Here is a 16148-nt window from a genome sequence, read left to right as displayed (position 1 = left end):
GCATGGCCGAATTCCCACCGTCGGTGCGAAGCGCCGCAGGGACGAACAATGATCAGTGTGAAAGTCCTGGAGCGCCCGATCGAGCAGACGAGCTACGTGCGCGCCACGGTGAAGGGCATGGCGCTCACGCTCAAGCATCTGCTCCAACCGATGTCCGAGAAGGTGACGGTGCAGTATCCGGACGAGAAGTGGGCGGTCTCGCCGCGGTGGCGCGGCACGCATCGCATGCTGACGACGGAAGACGGCAAGGCGAAATGCGTGGCGTGCGGGTTGTGTCCGACGGTGTGTCCGTCGAACTGCATCAAGCTCGTGCCGGGCGAAGACGAAAACGGCAATCGGTATCCGCTCGTGTTCGAGATCGACGAGTTCCGGTGCATCTTCTGCGGCTACTGCCAGGAAGTATGTCCGGAAGAGGCGATTCACCTCGGCCGGCATTTTGAGAACTCTGAATACAGCCGCGAGGGCTTCGTGTACGACCTCGAGCGCTTGATGGCGCAGACGCATCCGGTCTGCGAGATGTGGGATCCCGCCGACCCCAAGGGCGAGTAATGCCGGATCTCATACACGCGCTGCTGCAGGCTGGCGTCCAGGGACCGCGAGCGGTGCCGGCCGTCGGCACCGGAACGGCGCCGACGCTGAGCATGCCTCACGGCACGCTCTCGCTCTGGTACACGTTTCATTTCTATCTCTTCGGCCTTTTCGCGATCGTGTCGGCGGTGCTCTTCGTGACGCGCAAGAGCCCCGTCGCGGCGGCGCTGTGGCTCGTCAGCACGATGTTCAGCCTCGCGGCGCTCTATGTGATGCTCGACGCGCAGTTCATCGGGGCCATTCAAGTTCTGGTATACGCCGGCGCGATCATGGTCGTGTTCCTGTTCGTCATCATGCTGCTCAACCTGGGCAGCGGTGAGATCGGCGATATGCGCGCCGTCGGCTGGAAGGTGGTGGGCGGCGCCGTCGGCATCGCGATTCTCGCCGAGATCTTCGCGCTGACCAAGGCGAAGACGCCGGTGAGCCTGACGCTGCCGCAGGGTTTCGCGGCGGAGCAGATCGCGCAAAGCGGCGCGATCGCGCCGTTCGCGGGTCCGTTGTTCAATGAATACCTGCTGGCCTTCGAGGTGACGAGCGTCCTGCTGCTCGCCGCCGTCGTCGGCGCGGTGCTGCTGGGCAAGCAACGCGGAGAAGAGAATGCTCGCTGAAGCGCTGTTCTTTTCGGCGGTCCTGTTCGTGATCGGCGTCTTCGGCGTACTGATTCGCCGCAACGCGATCATCGTGTTCATGTGCGTGGAGCTCATGCTCAACGCGGTGAATCTGAGCTTCGTGGCGTTCGCGCAGGCGTACGGCGTCGCGGGCCAGGTCTTCGTGTTCTTCGTGATGACGGTCGCCGCGGCGGAAGCGGCGGTCGGGCTCGCGATCATCATCGCACTCTTCCGTCATCGTCCGACGGTGAATCTTCAGAACATCAACCTGCTGAAAGGCTGACCGGGTCCTGATGTTTCCTCTTCTGCAAGAAGCCGCGGCCGCCGCGGCACAGGCATCGACCGGCGCGCATCCGTTGAATGGAACGGCTGCCGAGTGGTTGTGGGCCGTGCCGTTGCTGCCGTTTCTGGGATTTCTCATCAACGGTGCGGCGTCGCTGTTTCCCGCGTTTCACGCGGGGCCGGCGGATCCGAGCGCTACGCACAACGCGCACGACGCGCACGGACACGGCGATGCCCACGTGCACGAGCATGCGCACGAGCATGCGCACGAGCATGGTCATGACGCGGAAACCGGCGGCGCCCACGGCGACGATCACCATGTGGTGCAACGGCATCGCTTCGCGGCGCTGGCGACCATCGTCGGCCCGGGCGTGCTGCTGCTGTCGTTCGTGCTCACGGCGGCGATCTGGCTCGCCATGCGCGCGGCCGGCGGCGGCGACATGGCCGCACCGTTCATCCAACGGTACTTCTCGTGGATGCCCGTCGGCGACCTGCACATCGACGCGGCGTTCCAGCTCGATCAGTTGTCGATGATGATGACGCTCGTCGTCACGGGTGTCGGCACGCTGATCCACATTTTCAGCGTCGGCTACATGCAGGACGATCCAGGCTACCCGCGCTTTTTCGCGTACCTGAATCTGTTCGTGTTCTTCATGCTCCTGCTGGTGCTCGGCGCGAACTATCCGATCCTGTTCATCGGGTGGGAAGGCGTGGGGCTCTGTTCGTATTTGCTGATCGGCTTCTGGTTCAGCGACAAGGCGAACGCGGACGCGGGGAAGAAGGCGTTCATCGTCAATCGCATCGGCGACTTCGGCTTCCTCGTCGCGATGTTCATCATCTTCGCCAACCTGGGCACGCTCGATTTCGTCGGCGTGCGTGAAGCGGCCAACTCGCTGCCCGTCGGCGGCGTCGTGGCGACGGCGATTTGCTTGTTCCTGTTTCTGGGATGCGCGGGAAAGAGCGCGCAGATCCCATTGTACGTCTGGCTGCCCGACGCCATGGCCGGCCCGACACCGGTCTCCGCGCTGATCCACGCGGCGACGATGGTGACCGCGGGCGTGTACCTGATCGCGCGCAGCAACGTGTTGTTCGCGCTCGCGCCGGTCGCGCAGATCGTCGTGGTGCTGGTCGGTGCGTTGACGGCGATCTTCGCGGCGTCGATCGGGCTCAAGCAATGGGACATCAAGAAGGTCCTCGCGTACTCCACGGTCTCGCAGCTGGGCTACATGTTCGTCGGTGTCGGCTGCGGCGCGTATGCGAGCGGCGTGTTCCACCTCGTGACACACGCCTTCTTCAAGGCGCTGTTGTTCCTGGGGTCCGGCTCGGTGATCTTCGCGATGCACGCGGCGTATCATCACACGAACAACCACGACGATGCGCAGGACATGCGCAACATGGGCGGGCTCAAGGCATACATGCCCGTGACGTGCGTGTCGATGTGGATTGCGACGCTGGCGATTTCCGGGATTCCGCCGTTTGCCGGCTTCTTCTCGAAGGATGAGATCCTGGGCGGCGTGTTTGCGCGCGCGCACGAGGGCTCGACGATCGCGCAGGCGCATCTCTTCGGCATTCCCGGGACGTATTGGCTCTACTTGGCCTACGTGCTCGGAGTAGCGGCCGCGTTCATGACGGCGACGTACATGACGCGCATGATGATCTACACGTTCCACGGTCCGAATCGCTCGGGCGACGAAGAGCGGAAGCATCTCACCGAGGCGCCGTGGATCATGACCGGGCCGCTGGTGGTGCTTGGGATTCTGACGGTCGTCGGCGGATGGCTCAACCTGCCGCAGTTCGCGAGCTTCCTGGGTCCGGTTGGTGGCCTCGAGCATTGGCTGGCGCCGGTGGTGAAGGAATCGACGGAGCGCACGCTGGCCGGCGCGCCGGAGATGGCGTCGTCGCTCGAGTACAGCCTGGTGGGCTTGGCGGTGCTGATCGCGATCGGCGGTATCGCGCTCGCGTTCGCGCGGCTCAAGCCGGAATCGCTCGCGCCGAAGGCCGAGTCGGCGCCGGAAGTCGGATTTGAGAAAGTGCTCAACGAGAAGTACTACGTCGACGAGATCTACGATTCGGCGATCGTGCAGCCGGTGGTTGGCACGTCGCGCGGGTTATTGTGGCGCGGGGTCGACGTGGGGTTGATCGATACGGTGGCGGTGCGGGGCAGTGCGCTCGTGGCGCAGGCGGTCGGGCGGATTGGCTCGCTCTTCCAGTCGGGGCAATTGGGCACGTACGCGTGGGTGCTGGCGGTCGGCGTGGTGGTGATTCTCGCGGCATTTAGCATTCGCTAATTATTTTTGTGACATCGTTCCTCACTTCGGCGCTTCGCACCTCCGCTCGGAATTCCGGCTTCCAGATTTCATGAACGCTTTCCTGAGTTCCATCGGCTACCAGCAGTGGGTGCTGCCCGCCCTCCTCGTGATCCCGCTCGCCGGGGCCGCGCTCATCTGGGCGTTCGGCGCCAAGGCGGCGCCGGGTGAGGACGAAGTCGCGAGCGGCGCCGCGGGTGCCCCGCGCGTCATCGCGCTGTTGACGTTCGCCGTCGAGTTCATCGTCTCGCTCGGGCTCTGGTGGAGCTTCGTGCCGGCCGTGGACAGCTGGCAGTCGGTCGTCGACTTCCCCTGGATTCCGTCGTGGGGCGTGCGCTTCACGCTCGGCATCGACGGCATCTCGTTGATGATGGTGCTGCTCACGACGTTCATCATGCTGCTCGCCGTCGGCGGCAGCTGGACCAGCATCCGGACGCGCACGCGCGCCTACTACGCGCTGCTGCTCGTGCTCACCACCGGCATGCTCGGCGTGTTCCTCGCGCTCGATCTGTTCCTGTTCTATGTGATGTGGGAAGTGATGCTCGTGCCGATGTACTTCATCGTGGGCATCTGGGGCGGCGAGCGGCGCATCTACGCCAGCGTCAAGTTCTTCATCTACACGATGGTCGGCTCGATGCTCATGCTCGCCGCCATCATCTATCTCGGCCTCGCCGCGCGCAGTCCCGTGACGAACCTGCCGAACTTCAATTACGACTACATCATTCAGAACGTCGCGATCGGCTCGACGACCGCGAAATGGCTCTTCGGCGCGTTCTTCCTGGCGTTCGCCGTGAAAGTGCCGATGTTCCCGTTCCACACCTGGCTGCCGGACGCGCACGTCGAAGCGCCGACGGCCGGGTCGGTGGTGCTGGCGAGCATCATGCTGAAGCTCGGCACGTTCGGCTTCATCCGCCTGGCGCTGCCGCTGTTCCCGACGGCGGCGTTGAGCCCGGGCATTCGCGCGACGATTCTCGTGCTGGCCGTGATCGGCATCGTGTACGGCGCGCTCGTGTCTCTCGTGCAGCCGGACTTCAAGAAGCTCGTCGCCTACTCCTCGGTGAGCCACCTTGGCTTCGTGATGCTCGGCATCTTCGCGTTGACCGTGCAGAGCGTGCAGGGTGCGCTGATGGTGATGATCAACCACGGGATCTCGACTGGCGCGCTGTTCTTTCTCATTGGCATGATCTACGAGCGCCGTCATACGCGCTTGATCGAAGCGTACGGCGGCATTGCGCGCGTGGTGCCGATGTTCGCGGCGCTGCTCACCATCGTGACGTTCAGCAGTATTGGCGTGCCGGGCACGAACGGGTTCGTCGGTGAATTCCTGGTGCTCATCGGCTCGTTCCGCACGGAGCCGATCTACGCCGTCGTCGCCGCGACCGCGGTGATCATCTCGGCGGCCTACCTGCTCTGGGCCATCCAGCGCATTCTCTTCAATTCCCTGGACAAGACCGAAAACGAGCACATTCCGGATCTGAACCGGCGTGAGCTCGCCGTCATGCTTCCGCTGATCGCGTGCATCGTGTGGCTCGGGGTATATCCCGCGCCGGTGCTGCGCCGAATGGAAGGTGCATCGGCGCGCTTCGTCACCGTCGTCGAGCAGCGGCGTGCCGCGATCGAAGCGATCGGACCGGCGCCGGAGTCGCCCGCGGTGGTGAATGTCCCGCCGACCGGAGGGGCACAGCCATGATCACGACACTCGACATCACCGTGCCGCTGCAGCTCTCGCTGGCACTCGTGCCGGATCTCGTGTTGATGGGCGGGGCGATGGTCCTGTTGCTGTGGGCGTCGCTGCGGCCGGACAGCCAGCAGCACCAGCGCAACATCGGCATCGCGAGCATCGTGCTCTGCGGCATCACGATTCTCCTCGCGCTCAATTGGGCGGGCCGCTATTCAGCCGGTCCGGGGCCAATCGCGCTCGACAACTTTCGCTGGCTCATCGACGTCGTCGTCCTCCTCGGTACGATCTTCACGATCGCGCTGAGCATGGACGACAACATGCGCACCGGCATCGCGTTCGCCGAGTCGCATGTGTTGATCCTGCTCGCGTCGTCGGGTATGATGCTGCTGGCCGCCGCACGCGATCTCATGATCGTGTTCCTTGGCATCGAGCTGATGTCGATCTCGGTGTACGCGCTCGCGGGGCTCAACCGCCGGAGCGAGCGGTCGGCCGAGGGGGCGCTCAAGTACTTTTTGCTCGGCGCGTTCTCGACCGCGTTTTTGCTGTACGGCATCGCGCTCGTGTACGGCGCGACCGGCAGCACGAACCTCACGATCATCGCCGGACGCATTTCGATCTATGGCCTCACGTCGAGTCCACTGCTGATCACGGGCATCGCGCTGCTGTTGATCGGGTTTGGTTTCAAGGTCGCGACGGTGCCGTTTCACATGTGGGCGCCGGACGTGTACGACGGCGCGCCGTCGGCGATCACGGCGTACATGGCCGCGACGGTGAAGGCGGCGGCATTCGCCGCGTTCATTCGCGTGTGGCTCGAGGCGTTCAACTTCACGTTCCAATCGTGGCACGGCGCGATGGTGATCCTGGCGATCGCGACGATGGTGATGGGGAACGCTATCGGCCTCGTTCAGAAGAATCTGAAACGCATGCTCGCGTACTCGAGCATCGGTCACGCGGGCTACCTGCTCGTTGCCGTCGCCGCCGGCACCGCGCAGGGATCGTCGGCGATGCTGTTCTATCTGTTCATTTACACGCTGGCCACGTTCGGGGCGTTCGCGGTCGTGATCGCGCTCCAGCGCGAGGGTCGCGGCACCGTCATGCTCGACGAGCTCGCGGGCCTGTGGAGCGTGAGTCCGTGGCTGGCGGTCACGATGGGCGTTCTCATGCTGGCGCTGATGGGCTTCCCGATCTTCGGCGGCGCCGGCTTCTACGCGAAGTGGTACGTGCTGCAAGCGGCGTTGCAGGCGCCGATACCGCAAACGACGCTCGCGGTCACGCTCGTGCTCACCACCGTCATCTCGGCGGGCTACTACCTGTACGTGCTGGTGCTGATGTTCATGAGGCCCCGCATCGACGGCATTCCCGCGCCCGAGCGCTCCGGCGGTCTCACGCGCATGGTGCTCGGCGTGAGCGTTGCGTTGCTGTTGATTCTGGGATTCGCGCCGGAATATCTCGTGCGGATCGCGCGAAATGGGCGGCCGCGCTACGAGGTGACGCCCACGACCACGAGTCTGCCGCCGAGCACCGCGGCCATCGACTTGCCGCCGCCGATGCCACGACACGTCGCCGACCGCGCGGCCGAGCCGAACCGCTAGATTACGGGGCCGCCGGGTGGGGGCCCCGTTCACTTTCTTGAATTAGAGATCCACGATGGCCATTGCATCAGGCATCTTTCGCCAATACGACATTCGCGGCATCGTCGGCAAGGACCTGACGGTCGAGGCGGCGCGCGCCGTCGGCGTGGCGTACGCGGCAAACATGGCGGAGCGGGGCATCACGGGCGCGATCGCCGTGAGCTGCGACAATCGGCCGAGCGGACCGATGCTGCGCGACGCGCTGGTGGATGGGCTCACGGGCGCGGGCGTGGACGTGATCGACATCGGCGTGATCCCGACGCCGCTCAACTACTGGGCGCTGCATCATCTGCCGGTGATCGGCGGCATTCAAATCACGGGTTCGCACAATCCGCCGGAATACAACGGGTTCAAGCTCTCGCTCTCCAAGGCGTCGATGCACGGCGAAGAGATTCAACATCTCTACGCCTTGACGCAGACGCCCGCCGCGGCCGCGAAGAACAAGGGCACGGTCTCGCACGAGGAAGTCATCGATCGGTACGTCGATGACGTGGCGGCGCGCACCGGACCGCTCAAGCGAAAGATCAAGATCGTGTACGACTGCGGGAATGGTGCGGGCGCGCTCGTCGCGCCGCAGCTCTTCAAGAAACTCGGCGTCGAAGGGCGCGGGTTGTTCTGCGAGAGCGACGGGACGTTTCCGAATCATCATCCCGATCCGACGGTCCCTGAGAATCTCGAGGACATCATCGCGGCGGTGAAGCAGGACAAGGCGGAGATCGGAATCGCGTTCGACGGCGATGCGGATCGCATCGGCGTGGTGGATGGCGATGGCAACATCATCTGGGGCGATCGCGTGCTGATTCTGTACGCGCGCGATGTGCTCGAGCGGACGGGCCGCGGACAGTCGATCATCTTCGACGTGAAATGTTCGCAGGCGCTGCCGACCGCGGTGCAGAATGCCGGCGGGAATCCCGTGATGTGGAAGACCGGCCACTCGCTCATCAAGGACAAGATGAAGGAGATGCACGCGCCGGTCGCCGGAGAGATGTCCGGCCACATGTTCTTCAGCGAAGGATTCTACGGCCACGACGACGCGATGTATGGCGCGGCCCGGCTGCTGCGCATCCTGAGTGATTCCGGCCGCACGGTCGCGCAGCTGCTCGCCGACGTGCCCGATTTCGTGTCAACGCCGGAGCTGCGCATCGAAGTGCCCGAGGAGCTCAAGTTCGGTCTCGTCGACAGCGCGGTGAAGCACTTCCGCTCGAAGTACGATGTCATCGACGTCGACGGCGTGCGCGTGTTGTTCGGCGACGGCTGGGGGCTGATCCGCGCGTCGAACACGCAGCCGGTCATCGTGGCGCGCTATGAGGCGCAGACACCGGAGCGCCTGGCCGCGATCCGCGGCGAGATGGAGGGATGGCTGCGCTCGCAAGGCGTCAGCGTCGGAACCGCGTGAGATGACGAGGCGGCGGTGGCTCGTCTTCGCGCTGGCGGCCGCCGCGATCCTGTTGATCGCCGGCCGCGCCGTGGCCGGCGCGTACGCCGATTATCTCTGGTACGAATCGCTCGGCGCGCTGGCGCTGTGGCGCATGCGTACGCAGGCCGTCCTCGTGGTGCGCGGCGGGTCGATGGCCATCGCCACGCTATTCGCGTTCGCGAATCTGTACGCGGTGCGCCGGTCCGTTGTCTCACTCGTGTTCCCGCGGCGTCTTGGAAATCTCGAGATCGGCGAGGAAGTGCCGGGCCGGTATCTGCTCTGGGCGGCGATCGGGCTCGCGGTCGTACTCGGTGTTTCGCTCGCCATGTCGTCCGATAATTGGACGTCGTTCGTCCTCGCCAGCTCCGGCAAGCCGTTCGACGAGAGCGAACCGTACTTCGGCAACGACCTCGGGTTTTTCACGTACTGGCTTCCGTTCGAGAATCTGCTGTGGATGTGGGCGTTCCTGGTCGTGATCGTCGTCTCGGTGGCGGTGATTCTGCTCTATGCGTTGACGCCGAGTCTCAAGTGGCAGCGCGGCGGCTTCTATGCGTCGACGTATGTGCGGCGCCACTTCACGGTGCTCGTCGGACTCCTGTTGTTGATGCTCGCGTGGAGCTTTCGTCTCGACATGTATTCGCTGCTCGTGGACGGCAGCGGACCTGACGGCGTGTTTGGCTGGGTCGATCACCACGTCGGTGTGCCGAGCGATCTGGTGTTGTCGGTGGCGACGCTGGGCGCGGCGTTGATCGTGCTCTGGACCGGTCTCGCGGGCCGCATGCGGCTCGCCGGCATCGCGGTGCTCTCCACGATCGTGCTCTCGCTGCTTGGCCGCGAGATCGCGCCGGCGGTCGCCGCGCACATCGGCACCGACGCGCATCGCGCGCTGCGTGAGCAATCTTATATCGCGACGCGCGCCGCCTATACCCGACGCGCGTTCGGTGTGGACGTCATGCCGCTCGCGACGACGAGCGTGCAGTTTTCGTCCGCCGCCGCCGCGCTTCCAGCGGTATCACTGTGGGATGCGCCGGCTCTCGCGCGGGCAGTCGACGCGTCGCGTGCCGGAACGTCGGAGGATCGCGCGACGCCGATCGGCTGGCGCGCCACGAGCGACGGCTTGCTCGCGCAAGTCGTGAACGCACCGGTCGCCGGCGCGTCATCGCGCGCTCCGTGGACGGCGGCGGTGGTCGTGGCGTCCGACGTCGATGAACGTGGTGCGCCGCTGCGCGCCGACGCTTCCGACCCGAGCGCCATCGATGACAACCCGGTCGACGCGCCGCTCGTGTATCCCGGCGCCTCGGAGATGCTCGTCGTGGCCGATTCGCTGCGGCGCGCCGCAGGGACGTCGCTCGAGGGCGGACTCGCGCGCCTGGCCGTCGCGTGGTCGTCGCAAAATTTCTCGCTCCTGTCGAACGATCTGCAACAACCACATCCCACCGCGATCGTGCACCGCGACATTCGCGATCGTCTCGATCGATACATGCCCTTCTTTGCCCAGGGCGGCCACGTCGAGCCCATCCTGCTCGGCGACTCGCTGTACTGGGCCGTCGACCTCTACTCGGCGTCGGACATGTATCCGCTCAGCCGGCACGCCTTCCTCGCCGGCGAGGATCAGAGTTATCTCAAGCATGCCGCGACTGCTGTCGTGCAGGCTTCCACCGGTGAGATCGTGGTCGTGCCCGACTCGGCGCTCGACCCGGTGGCGACGACGTGGGTGCGAGCACTGCCATCGCTGTTCAATACCTGGAACACGTTGCCGCCGCGCGTACGGACATCGCTTCCGCCGGCGATCGATGCGCTCTACGCGCAGGCGTATGCGTTTGGACGGTACGGCAGTCGCGGCGAGAGCACCGCGCCGCGGCACGTGCCGACGCTCGAAGGAGCCGACGACGCGCTGGTCGGCGAACGCGTGCCGCTCGCCGCGCCCGCGCAAGCGGGGACCGAGCCCGCCACGATGATGACGCTGCCGTTGGTCGACGATACGGAACGATTGCGCGGTGTGTTGGTCGGAACCGGCGGTGCGTCGCGTACGACCAGCTGGTATCCGCTCGCGGTGCCTGGGCCGCGGTGGGGCGCCATTCTCGACCGGCTGCGGTCGGTCGACAGCGCGGGCAGCGCCGCGCGCGAGGGACCGCTCGCGCATGGACGCGCGCGCGCGATTCCCGTGAACGGCGCCATCGCATTCGTGCAGCCCAGCTATCGTTGGCGGCCCCAAACGGTGCCGACGGTGAATCGCGTCGCGCTTCTGGCAGGTGACAGCATTCGGGCGATCGCGCCACCGATTGCGTCGGTCGCCCATCCGGGTACGACGCCAACGCCTGCGGGGTCCGGCGCGATGCCGGCGAGTCGCTCCGCCGCGGCGCTTTACGCTGCCATGCGCGATGCCATGCGCCGCGGCGACTGGGTCGCGTTCGGCCGCGCGTTCGATGCACTCGGGCGCGTGCTGAACGAGAAGAAGTCGGGAGGGCGTACACCGTGACCGACCCGCATCGGCATGTGCAGACGGCGGTCGTCGCGCTGGGCGGCAATGCGCTTGCGCCGTCGGGCGAGCAGTCGACGATCTACGATCAATTCCGGCACACGCGCGAGAGTGTGGGCCCGATCGTGGATCTGGCGCTCGCCGGTTGGAGCGTCTGCGTCGTGCACGGGAACGGCCCGCAGGTCGGGGACGAGCTCGTACGCAACGAGGTCGCGCGCGAACAGGCGAGTCCGCTGCCCTTGGGCGTGCTCGTGGCCGCGACAGCGGGGTGGATCGGTTATATGATTCAGCAGTCGCTGGAGAACGCGCTTCAACGAGCCGGCTCTCCGCGCAGCGTGGCAACGGTGATCACGCAGGTTGAAGTCGATCCCACCGATCCGGCGCTGCGGAATCCGACGAAGTTCATCGGCCGCAAGTTGTCGCGCGATCGCGCGCGTCAGGCCAAGGCCGAAGGACATGTGATCAAACCGGATGGCCACGGCAATCTGCGGCGTGTGGTGGGCAGTCCCGTGCCGCGAGCGATTCGCGAATTGCCGGTGATCAAGACGCTGGTCGAGGCGGGGATGCTCGTGGTCGCCGCGGGTGGCGGTGGTGCGCCGGTCTACGAGCACCCGACATTGGGATGGGAAGGGGTGGATGCGGTGGTCGACAAGGATCTCGCGGCGGCGGTGCTGGCGCGCGATCTCGGCGCGAAGCTGCTGATCATCCTGACGGACGTGGATGCGGTGTACGCCGACTGGGGCACGCCGGAGCAGCGGCCGCTCCGCCGGTTGACCGCCGCGGAAGCGGCGCGGATGGACGAAGCGAACGCGTTCGGCGAAGGCAGCATGGCACCCAAGATCCGCGCGGCGATCGACTTCGTGCGCCGCACGGGAGGGCGCGCGATCATCACGTCGCTCGCGCTGGGGCAGGCGGCCGTGCGCGGCGATGCGGGAACTACAATTACAAATCTCGAAACAGATTCACTGGAGAATCCGTGAACATTCACGAGTATCAGGCAAAGGAACTGCTCCGCAAGGAAGGCGTACCGATTCCGCCGGGCGACGTCGCGACGACGCCCGAAGAGGCGGAGAAGATCGCGACGCAGTATGGCGGCACCGTCGTGGTGAAAGCGCAGGTGCACGCCGGCGGCCGCGGCAAGGCGGGCGGCGTCAAGCTCGCGAAGACTCCCGCCGAGGCGAAGGAGCTCGCCACGAAGATCCTGCAGTTGAAGATCAAGGATCTCCCCGTGCAAAAAGTGCTCGTGACACCCGCCGCCGACATCGCCAGCGAGGCGTACGTCGGCATCATCCTCGACCGCGCGTCGAAGAAGCCGGTGTTCATGGTGAGCCCGGCGGGCGGCATCGACATCGAGGAAGTCGCGGCGACGACGCCCGAGAAAATCCTCAAGCTGCCGGTCGATACGCGCTACGGGCTGCAGCCGTACCAGGCCAGCCGCCTGGGCTACTTTCTGTTCGACGATCCGAAGAAGGTGAAGCAGGCCGCGAAGATCATGGGGCAGCTGTATAGCGCGTTCATGAAGAACGGCTGCTCGCTGGCCGAGATCAATCCGCTCGTCGTGACTCCGGCGGGCGACGTCGTGGCGCTCGACGCCAAGATGGTGATCGACGACAACGAGCTCGATCGCCACGCCGACATCGCCGCGCTCCGCGACGAAAGCGCCGAAGCGCCGAGTGAGGTTCAGGCCAGAAACGCTAATTTGACTTTCATCAAATTGGACGGCGACGTCGGGTGCGTCGTCAACGGCGCCGGTCTCGCGATGGCCACGATGGACCTGGTGAAGTACTACGGCGGCGAGCCCGCGAACTTCCTGGACATCGGCGGCTCGTCGAATCCGGAAAAGGTCGTGAACGCGCTCAAGATCATTACCGCCGATCCGAACGTGAAAGCCATCCTGTTCAATATTTTTGGCGGGATTACCCGGACCGATGACGTCGCGAACGGCATCGTGACCGCCACGAAGCAGAATCCGCTCAAGGTGCCGATCGTCATTCGGCTCACCGGAACCAACGAAGAGATCGCGATGAAGATTCTTCAGGAGAACGGCTTCTCGGCATCGTCGGACATGGACGAAGCGGTGAAGAAGGCCGTCGCGCTGGCGAAAGGAGGAAAGGCGGCGTGAGCATCTTCATCGACAACGACACGACGCTGATCGTGCAGGGGATCACGGGCCGAGACGGCTCGTTCCACACGAAGCAGATGATGGAGTACGGCACCAAGGTCGTCGCGGGCGTGACGCCCGGCAAAGGCGGTCAGAAGTTCGAAGACAAGGTGCCGATCTTCAATACCGTCGCGGATGCGGTCGCGGCGACGAACGCGAATACGAGTGTGATCTACGTGCCGCCGATGTACGCGGCCGACGCGATTCTCGAGGCGGTGGACGCGGGCGTCAAGCTCGTCGTCGCGATCACGGAAGGCGTGCCGGTGCTCGACATGACGCGCGTGTATCCGTTCGTGAAGGAACGCGGCGCGCGGTTGATCGGACCGAACTGTCCGGGGCTGATCACGCCAGGCAAGTCGAAAGTCGGCATCATTCCCGGACGCATCTGCACGCCTGGCAACATCGGCGTCGTCAGCCGGTCGGGCACGCTGACGTACGAGGTCGTCTATCAGCTCACGCGCGCGGGGCTCGGGCAGTCCACGTGCGTCGGCATCGGCGGCGATCCAATCAACGGCACCAATTTCATCGACTGTCTCGCGGCGTTCGAGAAGGATCCGGACACCAAGGCCGTGGCGATGATGGGCGAGATCGGCGGCACCGACGAACAGGAAGCGGCCGAGTTCATCAAGAAGCACATGAAGAAGCCGGTCGTCGGGTTCATCGCCGGACAGACGGCGCCGCCGGGACGCCGCATGGGTCACGCGGGAGCGATCATCAGCGGTTCCTCGGGAACGGCGGCCGAAAAGATCGCGGCGTTCGAGGCCGCGGGGATGGGCGTCGCCAAACGCCCGATGGATTTCGTCGAGCTGATCAAGGCTCGCGTGCAGTAGGCGACCGTTCAGAGAACACTCATGGCGCGCGAGCGCGAGGGCGATGTCGACGACGCAGCGCGTCCGCTGCTTCTGGTCTACGCCGCCCTCGCGCACGTCGTCATTCTCGTCGTCGTCTTCTGGTCGGTCTACAGGTCGAACTTCTCGGACGTGCCGATCTACTACCGGTACGCCTCCCGCGCACTCGCCGGTGCCGTACCATACCGCGACTTCGCGGTGGAGTATCCGCCGGCAGCGCTCATCTTCTTCGGACTGCCGCGGCTCGTCGCGACCACGCTCACGCAGTATTACGTGGCGTTCCGCGTCGAGGTCGTGATCGCCGACCTCCTGATCCTCGTCGCGTTGAACGCCATCGCGCGACGCCGTGGGCTGAATCGCGTCGCGGTCCTCGGCGCCTATACCGTGTTCGTGCTTACCGTGGGACCGATCATCGGCCAGGACTTCGACATTTTTCCCGCGGCGACCGTCGTGTGCGCCCTCTGGTTCGCCGGGCGGAGCGAGTGGTTCGGCGCGTCGATCATGCTGGCTGTCGGCATTCTGACGAAGCTGTATCCATTGCTCCTGGTCCCGGTATTCGCCATGCAGCACGTTCGCGCGCGCGCCTATGGCCTGCTCGTGCGCTGCGCGATCGTCGGCACCGCAACCATGGTGGTGCTGGCGTCACCGCTCTTGCTCGTCGCTCCACGCAACATGCTCGGGTTTCTGGACTACCACGCCGCTCGCGGCGTGCATGCAGAAAGCACGTACGGAAGCCTGTTGGTGGCGGCGAGCAAGCTGCATCTCGTGGCGGCCGCGATCGAGTACAACTTCTCATCATGGAACATGTCCGGCCACGCGGCGGCGGTCGTGAAACCCCTGTCGACCGTGCTGATGCTCGCGGCGGTCGTCGTCGTGTATGCGATGATGTATCGTCGAACACGCCGCGACGAACCCGTCGACCTCGCCGCCTGGAGCGCGCTGGTACTTTTCGCGGGGCTCGTCACGAGCAAGGTCCTCTCGCCGCAATACCTGATCTGGGTCATGCCGCTGGTGCCGCTGATCGCCGTCAGAAACCGGGCGCTCCTGTGGACGCTCTTCGCGCTGACGGGTGTGGTGACCTACTACATTTTTCCACTGCGCTACATGGCGCTCGTACGCACCGAAGCACCGGACGCCGTGGTCGGGCTCGTGCTGCGCAATCTCTTGCTCGTCGTCACGACCGTTGTGCTCGCACGCGGACTTCGTCTGTCGAACCGCCTCTCTTCGTCGCCCTCGTAACACTCCGTGAAGCTCGTCGATTTTCTCGCGCCCTCGCGCGTGTTGATTCCGCTGGATTGCGATACGCTCGACGCGGCGCGCACGTCGCTGCTCGCGCGGCTCGAGTCCTCGGGTGCGATCGGCGACCTCGAGCGGCTGCAAGGGCGCGTGAGTGAAGAGCGCGGGGAAGACATGGTCGCGATCGCCGACCAGGCGTTCCTGCTGCATTACCGCACGGATACCGCGCTGGCGCTCCAGGTCGCGGTGGGCGTCTGTCCGACCGGGATCGTCCGTGCGCTGGACGACGGCGTCGAGCAGCGCGCGCCGCTCGTCACCATGGTGGTCGGCCCACCGCGATCCGCCGCGCGCCAGCTGCAAGTCGTTCGTGCGTTCGGACGCCTCCTCTCCAATCGCGAGGTGATCGACGCGCTCCTCGCCGCGCCCAGCGCCGAGGCGCTGGTTAGTTTACCCGTGTTCGCTGACTACGAAATCGCCGAACAGCTGCTCGTCCGCGACCTCATGACCGAGCGTCCGCGCACGATCGGCGGTGACGTCCCGCTGCGGCACGCGGCGCGCGAGCTCATTCGCTCGGGGCTCGGCGCCCTGCCGGTGGTCGACGAGCACGAACAGCTGCTCGGCATGCTCAGCGAGCGCGAGCTGATGCGCCACCTGCTGGCGACGGAGGGCGTGTCGTTCGGCGGATCGCGGCACCAGTCGCCCGCCGTCGCCCGCGCAAACGATATGACGGTTCGGGAGGCCATGACACGGCAGGTGTTGTGCGTGGCGCCCGAGCAACCCGTCGCCGAAGTGGCGGCGTTGATGAGCAACAAGGACGTCGAGCGACTGCCGGTGGTGCGGGAAGGCCGGTTGGTGGGCTTTCTCACGCGCGGCGACATCGTTCGCAAACTCATAGGACCCTGATCAGGAAA

The 16148-nt window shown here is 65.4% G+C and carries 13 protein-coding genes; all 13 read left to right on the top strand.

Annotated features, from left to right (window positions below; all coding sequences use genetic code 11):
- The first annotated feature begins 48 nt into the window (after positions 1-48).
- The 13 genes from VN706_19410 to VN706_19350 all read left to right on the top strand — a co-directional run bounded on the left by VN706_19410 (position 49) and on the right by VN706_19350 (position 16140).
- Positions 49-549 carry an NADH-quinone oxidoreductase subunit I gene (locus VN706_19410; GenBank protein HXT17814.1) on the top strand — a complete coding sequence of 167 codons (501 nt, stop codon included), beginning with the start codon at positions 49-51 and terminating at the stop codon, positions 547-549.
- Entirely contained in the window at positions 549-1196 is a 648-nt protein-coding gene (locus tag VN706_19405; protein HXT17813.1) for an NADH-quinone oxidoreductase subunit J, read from the top strand. Before VN706_19410 ends, VN706_19405 begins: the two co-directional genes overlap by 1 nt.
- Complete coding sequence (gene nuoK / locus VN706_19400; protein HXT17812.1) at positions 1186-1479, top strand: NADH-quinone oxidoreductase subunit NuoK; 294 nt, start codon at positions 1186-1188, stop codon at positions 1477-1479. Before VN706_19405 ends, nuoK begins: the two co-directional genes overlap by 11 nt.
- 10 nt (positions 1480-1489) lie before the next feature.
- Entirely contained in the window at positions 1490-3766 is a 2277-nt protein-coding gene (nuoL, locus tag VN706_19395; protein HXT17811.1) for an NADH-quinone oxidoreductase subunit L, read from the top strand.
- A gap of 70 nt (positions 3767-3836) precedes the next feature.
- Complete coding sequence (locus VN706_19390; GenBank protein ID HXT17810.1) at positions 3837-5474, top strand: NADH-quinone oxidoreductase subunit M; 1638 nt, start codon at positions 3837-3839, stop codon at positions 5472-5474.
- Entirely contained in the window at positions 5471-7057 is a 1587-nt protein-coding gene (locus VN706_19385; GenBank protein ID HXT17809.1) for an NADH-quinone oxidoreductase subunit N, read from the top strand. Before VN706_19390 ends, VN706_19385 begins: the two co-directional genes overlap by 4 nt.
- 55 nt (positions 7058-7112) lie before the next feature.
- Positions 7113-8492: a phosphomannomutase/phosphoglucomutase gene (locus VN706_19380; protein ID HXT17808.1), complete on the top strand. Its 1380-nt coding sequence runs from the start codon at positions 7113-7115 to the stop codon at positions 8490-8492.
- Position 8493: 1 nt separating this feature from the next.
- Positions 8494-10992 carry a UPF0182 family protein gene (locus tag VN706_19375; protein ID HXT17807.1) on the top strand — a complete coding sequence of 833 codons (2499 nt, stop codon included), beginning with the start codon at positions 8494-8496 and terminating at the stop codon, positions 10990-10992.
- The gene (locus tag VN706_19370) at positions 10989-11972 is read left to right on the top strand and encodes a carbamate kinase (protein HXT17806.1); all 984 of its coding nucleotides are present in this window, start codon (positions 10989-10991) and stop codon (positions 11970-11972) included. Before VN706_19375 ends, VN706_19370 begins: the two co-directional genes overlap by 4 nt.
- A complete protein-coding gene (gene sucC, locus VN706_19365; GenBank protein HXT17805.1) occupies positions 11969-13114 on the top strand; it encodes an ADP-forming succinate--CoA ligase subunit beta in 1146 nt (381 codons plus the stop codon). The genes VN706_19370 and sucC overlap by 4 nt, the downstream gene beginning before the upstream one ends.
- Positions 13111-13983 (top strand): succinate--CoA ligase subunit alpha, encoded by an 873-nt coding sequence (gene sucD / locus VN706_19360; GenBank protein ID HXT17804.1) that lies wholly within the window; start codon positions 13111-13113, stop codon positions 13981-13983. Before sucC ends, sucD begins: the two co-directional genes overlap by 4 nt.
- A 21-nt stretch (positions 13984-14004) precedes the next feature.
- The gene (locus VN706_19355) at positions 14005-15240 is read left to right on the top strand and encodes a glycosyltransferase family 87 protein (GenBank protein ID HXT17803.1); all 1236 of its coding nucleotides are present in this window, start codon (positions 14005-14007) and stop codon (positions 15238-15240) included.
- A gap of 6 nt (positions 15241-15246) precedes the next feature.
- Positions 15247-16140 (top strand): CBS domain-containing protein, encoded by an 894-nt coding sequence (locus VN706_19350; GenBank protein HXT17802.1) that lies wholly within the window; start codon positions 15247-15249, stop codon positions 16138-16140.
- The last annotated feature ends 8 nt before the right edge of the window (positions 16141-16148 follow it).

The sequence above is a fragment of the Gemmatimonadaceae bacterium genome, assembly GCA_035606695.1.
In the GTDB taxonomy this organism is placed as follows: Bacteria; Gemmatimonadota; Gemmatimonadetes; order Gemmatimonadales; family Gemmatimonadaceae; genus JAQBQB01.
This window is presented reverse-complemented; position numbering and strand designations above follow the sequence as displayed.

Excerpts from the sequence above, each read along its gene's own strand:
- nuoK (HXT17812.1), top strand. The coding sequence starts at position 1,186 with ATGCTCGCTGAAGCGCTGTTCTTTTCGGCGGTCCTGTTCGTGATCGGC.
- VN706_19390 (HXT17810.1), top strand. The coding sequence starts at position 3,837 with ATGAACGCTTTCCTGAGTTCCATCGGCTACCAGCAGTGGGTGCTGCCC.
- VN706_19380 (HXT17808.1), top strand. The coding sequence starts at position 7,113 with ATGGCCATTGCATCAGGCATCTTTCGCCAATACGACATTCGCGGCATC.
- VN706_19375 (HXT17807.1), top strand. The coding sequence starts at position 8,494 with ATGACGAGGCGGCGGTGGCTCGTCTTCGCGCTGGCGGCCGCCGCGATC.
- VN706_19405 (HXT17813.1), top strand. The coding sequence starts at position 549 with ATGCCGGATCTCATACACGCGCTGCTGCAGGCTGGCGTCCAGGGACCG.
- nuoL (HXT17811.1), top strand. The coding sequence starts at position 1,490 with ATGTTTCCTCTTCTGCAAGAAGCCGCGGCCGCCGCGGCACAGGCATCG.
- VN706_19385 (HXT17809.1), top strand. The coding sequence starts at position 5,471 with ATGATCACGACACTCGACATCACCGTGCCGCTGCAGCTCTCGCTGGCA.
- VN706_19410 (HXT17814.1), top strand. The coding sequence starts at position 49 with ATGATCAGTGTGAAAGTCCTGGAGCGCCCGATCGAGCAGACGAGCTAC.
- VN706_19355 (HXT17803.1), top strand. The coding sequence starts at position 14,005 with ATGGCGCGCGAGCGCGAGGGCGATGTCGACGACGCAGCGCGTCCGCTG.